Genomic DNA, 17,953 nt, shown 5'->3' on the forward strand with positions numbered 1-17,953 from the left:
CCGGTTCGTAGCCGAGCGCCTTATCCAATTTGGCCAGCGGTCCTTTTAAATAATATATCTCATATATCAAAGTTTTTGATTTAATTTAACTTATAAAATATTATGTTAACTACTTTATGAGCAAAAATTCTAGCGATGTTGTTATTACTTCAGCACTAAGAACTCCAATTGGAAGATACAAAGGGTCGTTAAAAAATCTTAGCGCATCAAAATTAGGATCAATAGCAATTAAAGAGGTAATTTATAAATCAAAATTAGATTTAGAGGAGATTGATGAAGTAATTATGGGGCACGTTTTAACTTCTGGACTTGGTCAAAATCCTGCTAGACAAGCTTCAATCGGTGCAGGAGTACCGGTTTCTAAACCTGCTCATATTGTTAATCAGGTTTGTGGATCTGGATTAAGATCTGTTGTTTCAGGATATCAATCAATAAGTTTAGGAGAAACTAAAATAGTCATTGCAGGCGGTCAAGAAAATATGTCTCGAGCAACTCATGCAATTTATTATAGAGAAGATAAAAAATTTTCTGAAAACAAATTAGTAGATACAATGATAAAAGATGGTCTACTCGATTCATTTAATGATTATCATATGGGTGTTACAGCTGAGAATGTTGCTAAAAAATATAAAATTTCTAGAGATGAACAAGATAATTTTTCTTTAAATTCTCAGAAAAAAACAGAAAAAGCTTATAGTCAAAATAGATTTAAAGATGAGCTGATAAAATTACAAATTGAAGATGGCAACAAAAAATTAATTTTTGAAAAAGATGAACATCCTAGAGAAAATTTAAGTATAGACGATCTAAGAAAATTAAAAACAGTATTTAAAGAAAATGGGACTGTAACACCTGGAAATTCCTCAGGTATAAATGATGGTGCTGCGGCCTTAGTTTTAATGTCTAGAGAGCAAGCAGAAAAAAAATCATTAGAGCCATTGGTTAAAATTGTATCTTGGGCAACTTGTGGGGTTGAGCCTTCATTAATGGGATTAGGACCCATACCTTCAATTCAAGAAGCATTATCTAAAGCAAATTGGAAAATAGATGAAGTGGATTTATTTGAAATTAATGAGGCTTTTGCAGCACAAAGTGTTGCGGTAATTAAAGAATTAAAAATCCCTGAACAAAAAGTTAATGTTAATGGAGGAGCAATCGCTCTAGGTCATCCGATTGGAGCTTCTGGGGCAAGAATTTTGGTTACACTTATCCATGAAATGATCAAGCAAGATAAAAAAAAAGGTTGTGCGGCACTCTGTATTGGTGGTGGTATGGGGATAGCTATGTGTATTGAGAGAAGCTAAAAAGCGTAAAATTCATTTATTTTTTTATTTTTTGTACAATAAAAACACAAGATTAACGAAAAAACCTTATTAATGTGTTAAAATAAAATTCAATAATGTTTTTTTGGGTATATATAACATTTTAATAAATGAGCGAAAAATTACTTGTTCCTGACATTGGTGACTTTGAAAATGTTGAGGTTATAGAGATACTTGTAAAACCTGGTGATCAAATTAAAGAAAATGATCCAATAGTTACAATTGAAAGTGACAAATCAAGTGTTGAAATCCCTTCTACAATTGCTGGAAAAGTAGATAGTTTAGGAGTTAAAGTTGGTGATAAAGTTTCTAAAGGTGATTTATTGCTTAATCTTACATCATCACCAAAAACATCACTAGAAAGCACTCTTCCAAAAGATACAGAAAATATAATTAAACAAGCTGAAGAAGCAATGGCTGAAAAAAAAGAGGAAGAAAAAATTATATCTGAACCAATAATTGAGAAAAAACAATCTACAATACAAGTAGTTAATGGGACTGATATTGATCCGCTTGAAACTCAAGATTGGTTGGAGTCTTTATCAGCAGTTATTTCAAAAGATGGAAATCAAAGAGCTCATTTTTTGATTAAAGAACTAATTAACAAAGCTTATCGAGAAGGAGCGAATATTCCTTATACTCAAAATACACCTTACATTAATACAATACCCCCAGAGGCTGAAGTAAAGTCTAGTGGTGATCAAAATATTGAAAGAAGAATTAGATCGTTAATTAGATGGAATGCAGCAGCAATGGTAGTTCGAGCAAATAAAAAACACCCTGAACTTGGTGGACACATTGGTACATTTGCATCTGCTGCAACATTATACGATGTTGGCATGAACCATTTTTGGAGAGCAAAAAATAATAAATTTGGTGGAGATTTAATTTATTTCCAAGGGCATAGTGCTCCGGGAATGTATGCAAGAGCCTTCTTAGAAGGTAGATTAAATGAGAAACAATTAGATAGTTTTAGACAAGAGGTAAAGCCTGGAGGTCTATCGTCATATCCACACCCATGGTTAATGCCAAAATTTTGGCAGTTCCCCACAGTATCGATGGGGTTAGGCCCCATGCTTGCTATATATCAAGCCAGATACATGAAATATTTAATCAATAGAGGTTTGATTAAAGATGAAGGAAGAAAAGTGTGGGCCTTTTTAGGTGATGGAGAAATGGATGAGCCAGAGTCGATGGGAGCAATTGGGCTGGCTGCAAGAGAGAATTTAGATAATTTAATTTTTGTAATTAATTGCAATCTTCAAAGATTGGACGGTCCAGTTAGAGGTAATGGAAAAATTATTCAAGAACTTGAAGGAAGTTTTAGAGGATCTGGGTGGAATGTAATAAAGGTAATTTGGGGATCGTATTGGGACTCATTGCTTGCTAATGATAAAACTGGTCAATTAGTAAAAATTATGAATGAAACCGTAGATGGTGAGTATCAAGCAATGAAAGCAAGAGATGGTGCTTATGTAAGAGAAAAGTTTTTTGGAAAATCCCCTGAAACATTAGAATTAGTTTCAAGCATGTCTGATAAAGATATATGGCGACTTAATAGAGGTGGACATGATCCTCATAAAGTTTTTGCAGCATATGATAAGGCAACTAAAAATAAAGGAAGCCCATCAGTAATTATTGCTAAAACTATTAAAGGTTATGGAATGGGAAAATCCGGTGAAAGTGTAAATACTACTCATCAAACTAAAAAATTAGATGTTGATGACTTGATGTATTATAGAGATCGATTTGATGTTCCTTTAACAGATGAACAGGTAAGAAATATTGAATATTTTAAGCCTGATGAAAAATCACCCGAAATAAAATATCTTAAAGAAAGAAGAATTAAATTAGGTGGATTTTTACCTGAGCGATCTACTTTTGCAAAACCAATAAAAGCACCAACCAAAGATATTTTTGATTTTATGAAAGTATCGACTGGTGAAAAAGAAATGTCCACTACTATGGCACTTGTGAGAATGCTAACTAATTTATTAAGAGATAAAAATATATCTCCTAGATTAGTTCCAATTATTCCTGATGAAGCCAGAACTTTTGGAATGGAAGGTTTTTTTCAAAAAATTGGAATTTATGCACATGAGGGGCAAAAATATGAACCTGAAGATGCTGCTCAATTAAGTTCTTATAGAGAAGATAAAAGTGGTCAAGTTTTAGAAGAAGGTATCAATGAGGCAGGTGCTATGTCTTCATGGATTGCTGCTGCCACTGCATATACTAATCATGATATCGAAATGATCCCAATTTATATTTTTTATTCAATGTTTGGTTTCCAAAGAATAGGAGATCTAGCTTGGGCAGCCGGGGATAGTCAGGCTAGAGGATTTTTGGTAGGTGCAACAGCTGGAAGAACAACATTAGCTGGAGAAGGCTTACAACACCAGGATGGACATAGTCATTTAATTGCATCAACTATTCCAAATTGTGTAACTTATGATCCTACATTTCACTATGAGTTAGCTGTAATTTTTCGAGAAGGTCTAAGAAGAATGCATGAGAAAAATGAGAATGTTTTTTATTATATTACAACAATGAATGAAAATTACACACATCCAGAAATGCCGAAAGATAAAAATTGTGAGGAAGGCATTTTAAAGGGTATGTATAAAATAAAAGAATTTAACAAATACAAAAAAACTAAAATCCAACTTTTAGGATCAGGAACAATCTTAAGGGAAATGATGTCTGCTGCAGAGATTTTGCAAAATGATTATCAAATTGATAGCGAGATATGGAGTGTAACAAGTTTTAATGAATTAAGAAAAGATGGAATGGAGGTAGAAAGATTTAATCTTTTGAATCCTGATAAAGAACCTAAAAAATCTTATGTTGAGCAATGCTTGGGCCAAACAGAGGGCCCAATTATGGCTGCATCTGATTATATGAGAATGAATTCAGATCAAATCAGACCTTATACTAATAAAAGCTTTTATTCATTAGGAGCAGATGGTTTTGGAAGAAGTGATACAAGAAAAAATTTAAGAAAATTTTTTGAGGTAGATAAAGAACATTTGGTTGCTTATGGTTTAAGTATTTTAGCAAAAGAACAGCTTATAACTTCTAAATATGCAAAAGATGCAATGAAGAAGTATAATATTGATACTAACAAACCAATGCCAACAAAATTATAATGTCAGAAACTGAGATTAAAGTACCTAATATTGGAGATTTTAAAGATGTTGAGGTTATTGAGGTATTAGTTACAGAAGGTCAATCAATTAAAAAAAATGATGCTCTAATAACAATCGAAAGTGATAAATCTAGTGTAGAAATACCATCAAATTTAGAAGGTAAAATTAAAAATTTAAAAATAAGAGTAGGAGACAAAGTTTCTGAGGGCGACTTAATTTTAACTATAGAAAGTGATTTAAAAGTTAAAAAGCAAGAGGTTAAAGAAAAACCAGAAATTGAAAAAGAGTCAAAAAATATTGAGGTAATAAAACCTGAAATCCAAGAAAAAACATTTTCTAAAAATAATTTTTCAGAAATTTCATCTGCAAGTCCAAAAGCTAGAAAATTTGCTAGAGAACTTGGTGTAGATATTAATCAAGTAGTGGGAAGTCAGAAAGATGGCAGAGTTGTTGAAGATGATATTAAAAAATTTGTTTCATCTAATTCAAAAAACAACGTTGTAGTAAAAGATAGTAAACCAGATAAAATTAAAAACGAATTTGAACATTCTGATTTTGGTGAAATAGAAATTCAAGACATACCAAGAGTAAAAAAATTATCATCAAAATATCTTACAAATTCATGGACAACAATTCCTCATGTTACAAATCACGATGAAGCCGACATAACAGAGATGGAAAGTTTTAGAAGTTCCTTAACCGATATGTATACTGGAGAAAAAATTAAAATTACACCTCTAGCATTTATAATAAAGGCTTTGGTTGCATCTCTAAAGAAATTTCCTAGCTTTAATTCCTCTATTGACGAAATTGAGACTGGAAAAATGACTTTAAAAAAATATTACCATATTGGGATAGCAGTTGATACGCCAAATGGATTGATGGTTCCAAAAATAAGAAATGCAAATAACAAAAAAATTTCTCTGATAAGCAAAGAGTTAAAAGAGGTAAGTGAACTTTGCAGAAATTTAAAAATTGATAAAAAAGAATTGTTTGGTGGCTCGATGACAATTACGAGTTTAGGTGGTATAGGAGGGTCTTTTTTTACACCTATAATTAATTATCCTGAAGTTGCTATATTAGGAGTAGGAAGATCAGAAAAAAAACAAATTTTTATGAATGGTAAGTTTCAAACCAGGACTATGCTCCCAATTTCTTTATCTTATGATCACAGAATTATTGATGGTGCAGAAGCAGCTAGGTTTAATAATGATCTAAAAGAAAACTTAGGGAAAAATTTTGCTTATAAACTAGCTGTCTAATTAAAAATGAGTAAATCCATATCATTATTTAGTGCCTTATTGTGCACTTTCATTTGGGGAACAACTTTTATTGCCCAAGACACAGGCATGGATAATATTGGCCCTTTTACGTTTAATGCTGTGAGGTTTTTTGTTGGTTTTTTAGCCATAACTCCACTTTTGATTTTGTTTGAATTAAAAAATTTTAAATCAGAATTTAAATTAGATAAAAAAACTTTCATAATTTATTCATTGTTAATTGGAATTTCTTTATTTTTAGGCTCTGCACTTCAACAAGTTGCTTTGCTTTATACAGATGTTGCAAATGCTGCTTTTTTTACAATTTTTTATGTGCCAATGGTACCGATTATCATTTTTTTGTTTGGTAAAAAATCAATGCATTGGAGTGTATGGCCTTCTGTAATTCTATGTTTAATTGGAGGATATTTATTAACAAATTTTCATGATGCAACAGTAAGATTAGGAGATACTTTAGTTGTTCTAGGAGCTTTATTTTGGAGCACTCATATTATTTTTACTGGGATCATTATAACTAAATACAATCTTCCACTTACCTTAGGAGCTGCACAGACTTTAATAGTGGCTATTTTTTCATTTATAATTGGAATTATTTATGAAGAATTTATTTTAAGTAATATTTTAATGGAAATTTATTCAATTTTATATGCAGGTATATTATCTGGCGGATTTGCATTTGTTCTACAAATTTATGCACAAAGAAATATTACACCTGCACCAGCAGCTATTATATTTTCACTTGAAGGTGTATTTGCGACTATAGCTGCTTGGTTTATTTTAAATCAAATTCTAGATGTTAATAATTTACTTGGATGCTTTTTTATTCTATGTGGAGTTCTCCTATCTCAATTACTCCCTTTAATTAAGAAGAAATATACTTAATAAACTAAACTAAATAAAATCAAAGCAATTATTATTCTATAAATTACAAACGCATTCATTGAAAATTTATTTATATAAATTAAAAAAAATTTAACTGTTAGAAAAGAAAAAATAAAAGAAGATATAATTGCGATAACAACTAAGTAATTAAACTGAATTGATTGTTCAAAAACATCTTTTAAACTTAAGACACTAGCTCCAGCTAATGCTGGGATTGAAAGTAAAAAAGATATCTTACTTGAATCTACTCTATTAAATTTTAAAATTCTCGCAGCTGTTATAGTAATTCCTGCCCTACTCACTCCGGGTACAAGAGAGAAAATTTGGAAAACACCTATAAATATTATTGACTGAAAATTTAAATTTGAAGAAATTTTTTTATCAAATCGATTTTTGTCTGAGATGTATAAAATAATTGCGAATATTAAAGTAGTCCAAGCAATGACTTCTAAATTTCTTAACTGATAAATTAAATTTGTACTATAAAGTATGTATCCAACAATTATTAATGGAATAGATCCTAATACAATTAAATTTAAAATTCTTTTATTTTTTCTGATATCAAACAATTCATCTTTAAAAAAATAAATTATAGCTATTAGTGAACCTAGATGGAGGCTGATATCAATAAGCAAAGAACTAGATTTAAATTCATATAAAGTAGAAACCAAAATTAAATGAGCAGAAGAACTAATAGGAAGAAATTCAGATATTCCTTGAATTGCGGAGAGAATTAAAACTTCTATAATATTTTGAAACATTGTTTCTTCGTAACTTATAAAGTATTTATTTAAAACAATTCGATTTAAGCATAATAGCTATGCAATAATTAAAAACGTGTTAGTTGACGGTAATAATTTAAAAATTAAGGTCAATATATATGACCTATTTTATGCTTTATATACATAAATCAGGGTATATTTTGCCAAAACTTAAATAATATTATGCCAGATAAAATGCTCAAATTTGTTGAAATAGGTCAACAAACTCCACCTAAAAGAGAAGTTGATACGAGAAAGAAAGATTTTAATGAAATTTATGACGAGTATATCAATGAAAAAGCCAAAGAACAGTCAAGTAGGTGTTCGCAATGTGGAGTACCTTTTTGCCAAGTTCATTGTCCTTTAAGTAACAACATACCAGATTGGCTTAAACTGACAGCTGAGGGAAGATTAAAAGAAGCATATGAATTATCCCAAAGCACAAACAATATGCCTGAAGTGTGTGGCCGAATTTGCCCCCAAGATAGATTATGCGAGGGAAATTGTGTAATTGAACAATCTGGTCATGGAACAGTAACTATTGGATCAGTAGAAAAATATATCACAGATAATGCTTGGGCTGAGGGCTGGGTAAAACCAATTAAGGTAACGAATGAAAAAAAACAAAGCGTAGGAATTATAGGAGCAGGTCCTGCTGGTTTAGCTGCTGCAGAGCAATTAAGAAAAAATGGATATAAAATTACTGTCTACGATAGATATGATAGAGCAGGAGGATTATTAATTTATGGAATTCCAAATTTTAAATTAGAAAAAGAAGTTGTAGAGCGAAGAACAAAACTATTAAAGGATGGAGGAATTGAATTTGTTCAAAATTTTGAAGTTGGTAAAGATGCAAGCCTAGATCAATTGAGAAAAAAACACGACGCAATTTTAATTGCAACAGGAGTTTATAAAGCAAGAGAAGTAAACTTACCTGGAAATGATCTTGATAATATTTTTCCTGCAATGGATTTTTTAACAGCATCTAATAAAAAAGGTCTAGGAGATGATGTTGAGTTGTTTGATAAGGGAATTTTAAACGCAGAAGGTAAAGATATTGTTGTAATCGGTGGAGGTGACACAGCAATGGATTGTGTAAGAACTTCTATAAGACAGAAGGCAAAATCTGTTAAATGTTTGTATAGAAGAGATAAAGAAAATATGCCAGGATCTGCTAGAGAAGTTGCAAACGCAGAAGAAGAAGGTGTTGAGTTTGTTTGGTTATCAAGTCCTAAAGAATTTAAAGGTAAAAATAAAGTAGAAAAAATAATTGTAGATCAAATTAAATTAGGTGATCCAGATGAGACAGGAAGAAGGAAGCCACAAGTACAAGAAGGCTCAAGTTACGAAACAAAAGCAGATATGGTTATCAAAGCACTAGGTTTTGATCCTGAGGATTTACCAAATTTATTTGATAGTAGTGAATTACAAGTAACAAAGTGGGGAACTATTAAAACAGATTTTGATACTATGGAAACAAATATAAAAGGGGTGTTTGCTGCTGGTGATATAGTTAGAGGAGCTTCATTAGTTGTTTGGGCGATAAAAGATGGAAGAGATGCAGCAGCTTCAATTAAAACTTATCTAGAGAGTAAATCTAAAGTGGAAAAAAGAGTGGCTTAATGGAAAATTATAAAAAAAACCTTCACCTTTTAAAAGAAAATAATGTTTATTCAGAAGACATGGAGCATGATGCTTGTGGTGTTGGTATAATTGCATCAACTGAAGGTAAAAAATCTCGTAAAGTTGTAGAGTATGGTATTGAAGCATTAAAAGCAGTTTGGCATAGAGGTGCTGTAGATGCCGATGGGAAAACTGGTGATGGAGCTGGGATTCATGTTGAAATACCAAAAGATTTCTTCATTGAAAAGATAGAAGTGACAGGACACACACATGATAATTCTGAAATATGTGTGGGCATGATATTTCTACCTCGGAATGATTACGCAGCACAAGAAAGTTGCAAAACTATTGTTGAAAGTGAATTAACAAAAAATGATTTTAGTATTTATGGCTGGAGACAAGTTCCGGTTAATCCAAAAGTTTTAGGAGAAAAGGCATTCCAAACAATGCCTGAAATTATTCAAGTATTGTTTAAACCTTATGATCCAGAATTAACAAATAAAGATTTAGAGAGAAAAATTTATGAAACTAGAAGAAAGATAGAAAATGAAGCTTTTAAAAAGTCTTTAAACAATTTTTATATTTGCTCATTGAGTTCTAAATCTATCATTTACAAGGGAATGTTTTTAGCTGAAGCTATCTCAGATTTCTACCTTGATCTAAAAGATGAAAGATTTGTTTCAAGGTTTGCTATTTTTCATCAAAGATTTTCAACAAACACAGCACCTAGCTGGAATTTAGCTCAACCCTTTAGAGCTATAGCACATAATGGAGAAATTAATACTTATAGAGGAAATAAAAACTGGATGAAAGTTCATGAACAAGAGATGAACAGTCCCCTTTTCGACGATGTTGAGAACTTAAAACCTGTTATACAACAGGGAGCATCAGACTCTGCTGCATTAGACAATGTTTTTGAATTATTAAATATATCTGGTCAGCCTGCGCCTTTGGCGAAGCTTATGTTAGTTCCAGACGCATGGTCTAAAAAAAATAAAACTCTACCAAAAGATCACCAACAATTATTTAATTTTTTAAACAGTACTATGGAGCCATGGGACGGACCAGCTGCTATTGCTGGAACTGATAATGAGTGGGTTATAGCCGCAAATGATAGAAATGGATTAAGACCTTTAAGATACGCAATTACTAAAGACAAATTATTATTTGCAGGTTCTGAAACAGGAATGATTGAATTAAATGAAAAAAGAATTTTGTCAAAGGGAAGATTGGGTCCTGGGGAAATAATTGGAGTTAGAATAGAAAAAGGTAAAGTATTTACTAATAAGCAAATAAAAGATTATTTAGCCAAAGAGTATAAACACTTTAATTCACAAATTATCGACCTAGATGATAAGTTAACCATTTCAGATGAAAAAAATTCTTTTTCGGGAGATGATTTGAGAAGAAGGCAATATACTTTTGGAATAAGTTTAGAAGACCTTGAGCTCATACTGCATCCTATGGCAGAAGATGCTAAAGAAGCAACTGGATCTATGGGTGACGATACACCATTGGCTGTTTTGTCAGATAGATATAGACCGTTATACCATTTTTTTAGACAGAATTTTAGCCAAGTCACCAACCCACCAATAGACTCTTTAAGAGAAAACAAGGTTATGAGTTTGAAAACAAGATTTGGAAATCTTGGAAATATTTTAAATTTTGATAATTTAACAAAGCAAAATATTTATGTTTTAAATAGTCCAATATTATCAAATTCACAGTTTGAAAAATTTATAAATTTTTTTGGCAACAATTCATCTATAATTGATTGTACTTTTTCTGAAGAAGAGACTTTGTTTGACTCAATTAAAAAAATTCAAAAAGAAGCTGAAATTGCAGTAAGACAGGGAGTTACTCAATTGATTTTAAGTGACAAAGAGCTTTCTAGCTTAAAACTTCCAATACCAATGCTTTTAGCAGTTGGATCAATTAATTCGTTCCTTATTGAAAAAAAACTAAGAGGATATGTATCAATAAATGTACAATCTGGAGAGGCTTTAGATACACACTCTTTTGCAACCTTAATAGGAGTTGGAGCAACTACTGTAAATCCATATTTAGCATTTGATAGTTTATTTCAGCGTCATGAAAAGAAGTTATTTGGAAAATTTAGCTTTGATGAATGTGTAGAGAGATACATAAAATCAGTAAACGCAGGTTTATTAAAGATCATGTCTAAGATGGGTATTTCAGTTCTAAGTTCTTATAGAGGTGGATGTAACTTTGAAACTGTAGGTTTAAGTAGAACAATTGTTGCAGATTATTTTCCAGGAGTGGTCTCTAAAATTTCAGGTATTGGACTTACGGGTATAGAGAAAAAAATTAGAGAAATTCATAAAGAGGCATTTGAAAGTTCTGAAACCATATTGCCGATAGGCGGTATATATAGATATCGTAAAAATGGTGAAACACATCAATATCAAGGAAAATTAATTCATTTACTTCAAAGTTCAGTAGGATCTAATTCTTATGATGCTTATAAAAGATATGCGGATGGTATTTATAGTTTACCACCAATAAATCTTAGAGACTTAATTGATTTCAGAGAAAAAAAATTAAGTGGGCCAATAGATATTTCTGAGGTTGAGCCAATAGAAAATATTTTAAAGAGATTTGGAAGTGGGAGCATGTCTCATGGAGCTTTATCGAAAGAGGCACATGAAACTTTGGCAACTGGTATGAATAGGATCAAAGGTGCTTCATGTAGCGGAGAGGGCGGTGAAGATTCAAGTAGATTTAAAGTTTTAGATAATGGTGATAGTGCAAACTCAAGAGTTAAACAGATAGCTTCTGCAAGATTTGGAGTTACAGTTAATTATCTTAATAATTGTAATGAGATAGAAATTAAAATTGCACAAGGCGCTAAGCCTGGTGAAGGGGGTCAGTTACCAGGATTTAAGGTTACTGAAGAAATTGCCAAACTTAGACATTCAACTCCAGGAGTAACTTTAATATCACCACCACCACATCATGATATTTATTCAATAGAAGACCTTGCACAACTAATTTATGATTTGAAACAAATAAATCCTAAAGCAAGAATTGGAGTTAAGCTTGTTGCTTCCTCAGGAGTAGGAACAATTGCAGCTGGTGTAGCTAAAGCAAAAGCAGATATAATATTAATTTCTGGACATAATGGTGGAACAGGAGCAACACCACAGACTAGTGTTAAGTATGTTGGAATACCATGGGAAATGGGTTTGACAGAAGCAAACCAAGTATTAACTTTAAATAATCTTAGACACAAAGTTACATTGAGAACAGATGGTGGAATTAAAACTGGAAGAGATGTGGTGATAGCAGCAATGATGGGTGCTGAAGAATATGGAGTTGCTACAACAGCATTAGTTGCAATGGGATGTATAATGGTAAGACAGTGTCATTCAAATACGTGTCCTGTAGGCGTTTGTACACAAGATGAAAAGCTCAGAGAAAAATTTACTGGAACTCCAGAAAAAGTAGTTAATTTGTTCACATTTATAGCTACTGAAGTAAGAGAAATATTAGCAAATTTAGGTTTTAAATCATTAAATGAGGTGATTGGTAGGACAGATTTGTTAAAACAGATTAGTAAGGGTTCTCCAAATTTAGACGATTTAGATTTAAATCCTTTATTTGTTCAAGCTGACACTGGAAGTAATCCAAGGTATTGTGAGGATCAAGAAATAAATAGTGTACCAGATACTCTTGACCAGGAAATTTGGCCAGAAATTGAAGAAGCTTTAAATAATTCTGAAAAAATTGAGAAAGAATATCAAATTAAAAATACTCACAGAGCAGTAGGAACAAGAATTTCTCATCATTTATATAAAAAATATGGTTATGAAAAACTTGATGAAAACTTTTTAGTCTTAAATTTCAAAGGATCAGCAGGTCAATCATTTGGTGCTTTCTCTTCTAAAGGGTTAAAACTTGTATTAAAGGGAGATGCTAATGATTATGTTGGCAAAGGTTTATCAGGAGCTACTATTTCAATAAAATTACCTGAAGAGAGCAATTTAGTTTCAAACGAGAATACAATTTTAGGAAATACTGTTCTTTACGGAGCTACTTCAGGAAAACTTTTTGCTGCTGGCCAAGCTGGTGAAAGATTTTCTGTAAGAAATTCTGGTGCAGTTACTGTAATTGAAGGATGCGATTCTAATGGATGTGAATATATGACTGGTGGAACTGTAGTAATTTTAGGAGATGTTGGTGATAATTTTGCAGCTGGTATGACAGGTGGAATGGCATTTATATATGACAAATCTCAACAGTTTGAAAAGAAAGTAAATCCAGAATCAGTAGTTTGGCAAAATGTAGAAACAGATTATTGGAAAGAATATCTAAAAAGTTTAGTGAGTGAGCACTTTAAAGAAACTGAATCTCAATTATCGAAAAAAATAATTGAGAACTTTGATGATGAAGTAAATAATTTTGTTCAGGTGTGTCCTAAAGAAATGTTGGATAAATTAAAAAATCCAATTACTTTAAAAAAAGATATAAAAAAAGTAAGCTAAATTAATAATTGAAGCTCTTTTAAAATTATATTTAGCCATTTTTTATTTGATAAACTGTGATCACCTTTTTTTATAATATTTAATTTTTTCTTAGCTTTTGGAAATAATTTTAAAACTTTTCTTGAATATGAGACAGGAACTGCTTCATCTTTTTCACCATGTACCATTGTTACTTTAATTTTTGAATTAATTTTCTTATTTAAGACTTTGTTTTTTCTTCCATCTTTTATTAATTGTAAAGTAATTGGATATTCATAATTGCCATGTTTTAATTGATAAATACCCCTACGTATTGTTTCCTCTTTCATTTTTTTAGTAAATTTTTTCCACATTAAATTTTCTAAAAATTCAGGAGCAGCCCCTATTCCTAAAAATCCTTTAATCTGTTTTTTGAAAATTTTGAATTGATTGAGCGAAATCCATGCGCCCATACTTGAGCCAATTAGTATAAATTCTTTTTTTTTAACGTATTTTTTTATTAAAATTGATGTCTCTTTACTCCATTTTGAAATATTTCCATTTACAAATTTTCCAGAAGATTTTCCATGACCAGAGTATTCTAGTGCCAAAAAACTAATTTTATTTTTTTTAGCAAATTTCAAAAATGCATTTGGTTTTTTTCCTTCTAGATCTGACATAAAGCCATGCAAAAAAACTATAAAAGAACTATTCTTAAAAATTTTGGAAATATGTCTAATTTTCTGTGTATTCGATATTTGATGAAATCTGAAATTTGCCATAATCGTTTATAAGTTTTGTCTATTAATATATAATCATATCAAATGTCATCTGATTTAAAAGTTTTACAAGTAATTCCAAAATTAGGTTATGGCGGAGCTGAAACAGGCTGTTATGATATTGCGCATTATTTATCAGAAAATAATTGTAAATCATTTATTGTAACAAGTGGTGGCGAATTACTTAAATTTGTAGATAGAAAAAAAGTTAAAATATTTAGACTTCCGGTGCAAAGTAAAAATCCTTTGCTAATTTTAATTAATGCTTTTATCTTAATTGGAATAATTTTAGTTTATAATATTTCTCTTGTTCACGCGAGAAGTAGAGCACCTGCTTGGTCATGTTTGTTAGCAACAAAAATCACTGGACGAAAATTCGTAACTACATTTCATGGAACATACAATTTTAAGGGTAATATAAAAAAAATTTATAATTCAGTAATGATTAGAGCAGATTTAATTATTGCAGGATCTAATTTTATTTTTTCTCATATTAAAAAAAATTATTCAAAATATTTAAATGAGAAAAAAAAATTAATGGTTATTTTTAGAGGAATAAATGTTGACTACTTTGATCCAACAACCAAAATCGAAATTGATGAGAAAAAATTATTAAAAAAATGGAACATTGAAAAAGATAAAAAAATTATACTATTACCCGGTAGGTTAACTTCTTGGAAAGGACAGGAAGTATTTATTGAGGCAATTAACTTAGTGAATATAGAATTGGGTTATGAAGCATTTTATGCTGTTATTCTAGGTAGTGATCAAGGTAGAGATTTATATAAGAAAAAATTAATAAGACTTTCAGAGCAATATAGATTGTCTAAACAAATAAGATTTATAGATCATTGCAAGGACATGGCCTTGGCTTATAAAGTTTCTGATATTATTGTTTCAGCCTCAACCGAACCAGAGGCTTTTGGCAGAGTTGCTGTCGAAGCACAATCAATGAAAAAACCAATAATAGCAAGTAACATTGGAGGTTCTAACGAAACGATAATTGATGAAAAAACTGGTTTCTTATACGAAGCAGGAAATGCTAAATCATTAAGAAATAAAATTTTAAAAACTCTTAACATGGATGAAACTCTATTAAAATCAATTGGTTATGAGGGAAGAAAAAACATAGTTCAAAAATTTAATGTTGAAAAAATGTGCTTTTCTACTTATTCAGAGTATAAGAGATTATTAAATTAAATGCCGATAATAACATTACCTGACGGAAACAATATTGATTTTCCTAATAAAGTTACTGGACTTGAAGTAGCTGAAAAAATTAGCAAATCATTAGCCAAGCAAGCCATTATCATAAGTGTTGATGGTGAGCTTAAAGATCTTGATTTTCAAATTGAAAATGACTGTTCTGTAAAAATTTTTACTTCAAAAAATCCTGAGGGTTTGGAAACTATAAGGCATGACACAGCTCATATTTTAGCTATGGCTGTTCAAGAATTGTTTCCTGGTACACAAGTTACAATTGGACCCGTGATTGAAAATGGATTTTATTATGACTTTGCTAGAAAAGAACCATTTACAGAGGATGATCTTGTTAAAATTGAAAACAAAATGAAAGAGATTGTTGATAGGAATGAAACAACAAAAAGAGAAGTTTGGGATAGAAACAAAGCAATTAGCCATTTTAAAAAAAAAGGAGAAATTTATAAAGCCGAGCTAATAGAAGCGATACCTGAAAATGAAGATGTATCAATTTATTTTCACGGAGAATGGTATGATTTATGTAGAGGCCCACATTTATCTTCTACAGGTAAAATAGGGAAATATTTTAAACTTACAAAAGTATCAGGAGCATATTGGAGAGGAGACTCTAATAATGAAATGTTGCAACGAATATATGGTACGAGTTGGGCAAGTCAAAAAGATCTAGATGAATATTTGAAAAGAATAGAAGAAGCCGAAAAAAGAGATCACAGAAAACTAGGTAGAGAAATGGATCTATTTCATTTTAGAGAAGAAAGCCCTGGATCAGTATTTTGGCATGAAAGAGGGTGGGGTTTGTTTCAAAAGCTCATTAACTACATGAGAAGCAGACAAGACGCAGCTGGTTATAAAGAGGTCAATACTCCAGAGGTACTAGATAGACAACTATGGGAAAAATCTGGGCATTGGGAAAAATATGGAGAAAACATGTATACTTCTGAAACACCAGATGAGAAAGTTTTTGCAATTAAACCAATGAATTGCCCTGGTCATATCCAGGTATTTAATCAAGGCTTAAAAAGTTACAGAGATCTTCCGTTACGTTTCGCTGAATTTGGGAAAGTTCATCGTTATGAGCCATCAGGCGCTTTACATGGGTTATTAAGAGTAAGAGCCTTTACGCAAGATGATGCCCATATATTTTGCACTGAAGATCAAATTACTAGCGAATGTTTAATTGTTACAAATCTAATACTAGATATTTATAAGGACCTTGGTTTTGAAAATGTGATTCTAAAATATGCAGATAGGCCAGAAGTAAGAGTTGGTGATGATTTAGTATGGGATAAAGCAGAAGCCTCTTTGCTTGAAGCCGTTAAAGCCTCTAAATTAGAATATACTATTAATAAAGGTGAGGGAGCATTTTATGGTCCTAAAATTGAATTTGTTTTACGAGATGCTATTGGCAGAGATTGGCAATGTGGAACTTTGCAAGTAGATTTAAATTTACCTGGAAGATTAGATGCTTCTTATGTTGATAAAGATGGTACTAAAAAAGTTCCTGTTATGTTGCACCGAGCATTATTTGGTTCTCTAGAAAGATTTATTGGAATTTTAATTGAAAACTATGCAGGCAAGTTTCCATTTTGGATATCTCCTTTACAGACTATGGTAATACCTATTTCAGAAGAATTTAATGACTATGCAGTCGAGGTATCAAATAAAATTAAAAATTCAGGAATAAGTTCTGCAGTAGATTTAAAAAATCACAATTTAAATTACAAAATTAGAGATCATTCTTTAGCAAAAATACCGCTTTTATTAATTTGTGGTAAAAAAGAAGTTGACTCTAATTCAGTAACGATTAGAAGATTAGACTCTAACAAACAAGAAAATATGGGTATAGATCAATTCTTAAAAACATTCTCTGCTTTAAATAAAGCGTCATCAAACTAAGTGGCAGACTTCAAACAAAATTATTTTCAAAAAAGAACTAGGGACAAAGGTCCAAGATCTAATAATAGAATTTCTTCTCCTGACGTACAAGTTATAGCAAGTGATGGAGAAAATCTTGGAGTGATGAATACCAATGAAGCTATTTCCATGGCAAAAAATCAAGGTTTAGATTTAATTGAAATAGCACCTAATGCAAATCCTCCTGTATGTAAAATAATGGATATGGGTAAATATAAGTATGATGCCCAGAAAAAAGCAAATCTAGCAAAGAAAAAACAAAAAATTGTTTCTTTAAAAGAAATTAAATTGAGACCTGTTACGGAAACTCATGATTATGAGTTTAAAGTTAAAAATGCTAAAAAATTTATAGCAAAAGGAGATAAAGTCAAATTCACAATAAGATTTAAAGGTAGAGAACTTCAGCATTCTCATTTAGGGAATGAACTAATGGTTAAAATTAAAGAAGATATGAAGGATATTGGTAAGGTAGAATTGCATCCCAAGTTTGATGGTAAGCAAATGATCATGGTAATTCAGCCTTTATAAGCCTTAATAGAGGTTGTAAAATTATATCTTT

At 31.0% G+C, this 17,953-nt stretch carries 11 protein-coding genes; 9 read left to right on the forward strand and 2 right to left on the reverse strand.

The annotated features are described in order from the left end of the window. Positions 1-116 precede the first annotated feature (116 nt). The 4 genes from AMN81_RS05655 (at position 117) to AMN81_RS05670 (ending at position 6,633) form a co-directional block, all read left to right on the forward strand. Entirely contained in the window at positions 117-1,304 is a 1,188-nt protein-coding gene (locus AMN81_RS05655; RefSeq protein WP_072091089.1) for an acetyl-CoA C-acetyltransferase, read from the forward strand. Between the two features lie 128 nt (positions 1,305-1,432). Then, positions 1,433-4,471 (forward strand): pyruvate dehydrogenase (acetyl-transferring), homodimeric type, encoded by a 3,039-nt coding sequence (gene aceE, locus AMN81_RS05660; protein ID WP_072091091.1) that lies wholly within the window; start codon positions 1,433-1,435, stop codon positions 4,469-4,471. After that, on the forward strand, positions 4,471-5,733 hold the full coding sequence (locus tag AMN81_RS05665; protein WP_072091092.1) for a 2-oxo acid dehydrogenase subunit E2: 1,263 nt from the start codon (positions 4,471-4,473) through the stop codon (positions 5,731-5,733). Before aceE ends, AMN81_RS05665 begins: the two co-directional genes overlap by 1 nt. A gap of 6 nt (positions 5,734-5,739) precedes the next feature. Then, positions 5,740-6,633 carry a DMT family transporter gene (locus AMN81_RS05670; RefSeq protein WP_072091094.1) on the forward strand — a complete coding sequence of 298 codons (894 nt, stop codon included), beginning with the start codon at positions 5,740-5,742 and terminating at the stop codon, positions 6,631-6,633. Here the strand turns inward: AMN81_RS05670 and AMN81_RS05675 are convergent. Then, a complete protein-coding gene (locus tag AMN81_RS05675; RefSeq protein ID WP_072091096.1) occupies positions 6,630-7,394 on the reverse strand; it encodes an undecaprenyl-diphosphate phosphatase in 765 nt (254 codons plus the stop codon). The two genes, AMN81_RS05670 and AMN81_RS05675, sit on opposite strands and share 4 nt — an antisense overlap. Positions 7,395-7,577: 183 nt before the next feature. On the opposite strand from AMN81_RS05675, the gene AMN81_RS05680 reads away from it, so the two are divergent. Beyond that, on the forward strand, positions 7,578-9,017 hold the full coding sequence (locus AMN81_RS05680; protein WP_072091098.1) for an NAD(P)-dependent oxidoreductase: 1,440 nt from the start codon (positions 7,578-7,580) through the stop codon (positions 9,015-9,017). After that, on the forward strand, positions 9,017-13,522 hold the full coding sequence (gene gltB / locus AMN81_RS05685; RefSeq protein WP_072091100.1) for a glutamate synthase large subunit: 4,506 nt from the start codon (positions 9,017-9,019) through the stop codon (positions 13,520-13,522). The genes AMN81_RS05680 and gltB overlap by 1 nt, the downstream gene beginning before the upstream one ends. On the opposite strand, the gene AMN81_RS05690 is transcribed toward gltB, so the two are convergent. Beyond that, on the reverse strand, positions 13,519-14,262 hold the full coding sequence (locus AMN81_RS05690) for an alpha/beta hydrolase (RefSeq protein WP_072091101.1): 744 nt from the start codon (positions 14,260-14,262) through the stop codon (positions 13,519-13,521). The two genes, gltB and AMN81_RS05690, sit on opposite strands and share 4 nt — an antisense overlap. Before the next feature lie 42 nt (positions 14,263-14,304). Between AMN81_RS05690 and AMN81_RS05695 the strand changes: the two genes are divergently transcribed. The 3 genes from AMN81_RS05695 to infC are packed head-to-tail and all read left to right on the forward strand — an operon-like array spanning position 14,305 to position 17,922. Then, positions 14,305-15,459, forward strand: coding sequence for a glycosyltransferase family 4 protein (locus tag AMN81_RS05695; protein ID WP_072091102.1), 1,155 nt, complete (start codon positions 14,305-14,307; stop codon positions 15,457-15,459). Continuing rightward, complete coding sequence (gene thrS, locus AMN81_RS05700) at positions 15,460-17,376, forward strand: threonine--tRNA ligase (RefSeq protein ID WP_072091103.1); 1,917 nt, start codon at positions 15,460-15,462, stop codon at positions 17,374-17,376. Further along, on the forward strand, positions 17,377-17,922 hold the full coding sequence (infC, locus tag AMN81_RS05705) for a translation initiation factor IF-3 (RefSeq protein ID WP_072091105.1): 546 nt from the start codon (positions 17,377-17,379) through the stop codon (positions 17,920-17,922). Positions 17,923-17,953: the final 31 nt, after the last annotated feature.

The organism is Candidatus Pelagibacter communis, assembly GCF_001179845.1.
GTDB classification, from domain to species: Bacteria; Pseudomonadota; Alphaproteobacteria; order Pelagibacterales; family Pelagibacteraceae; genus Pelagibacter; species Pelagibacter ubique_Q.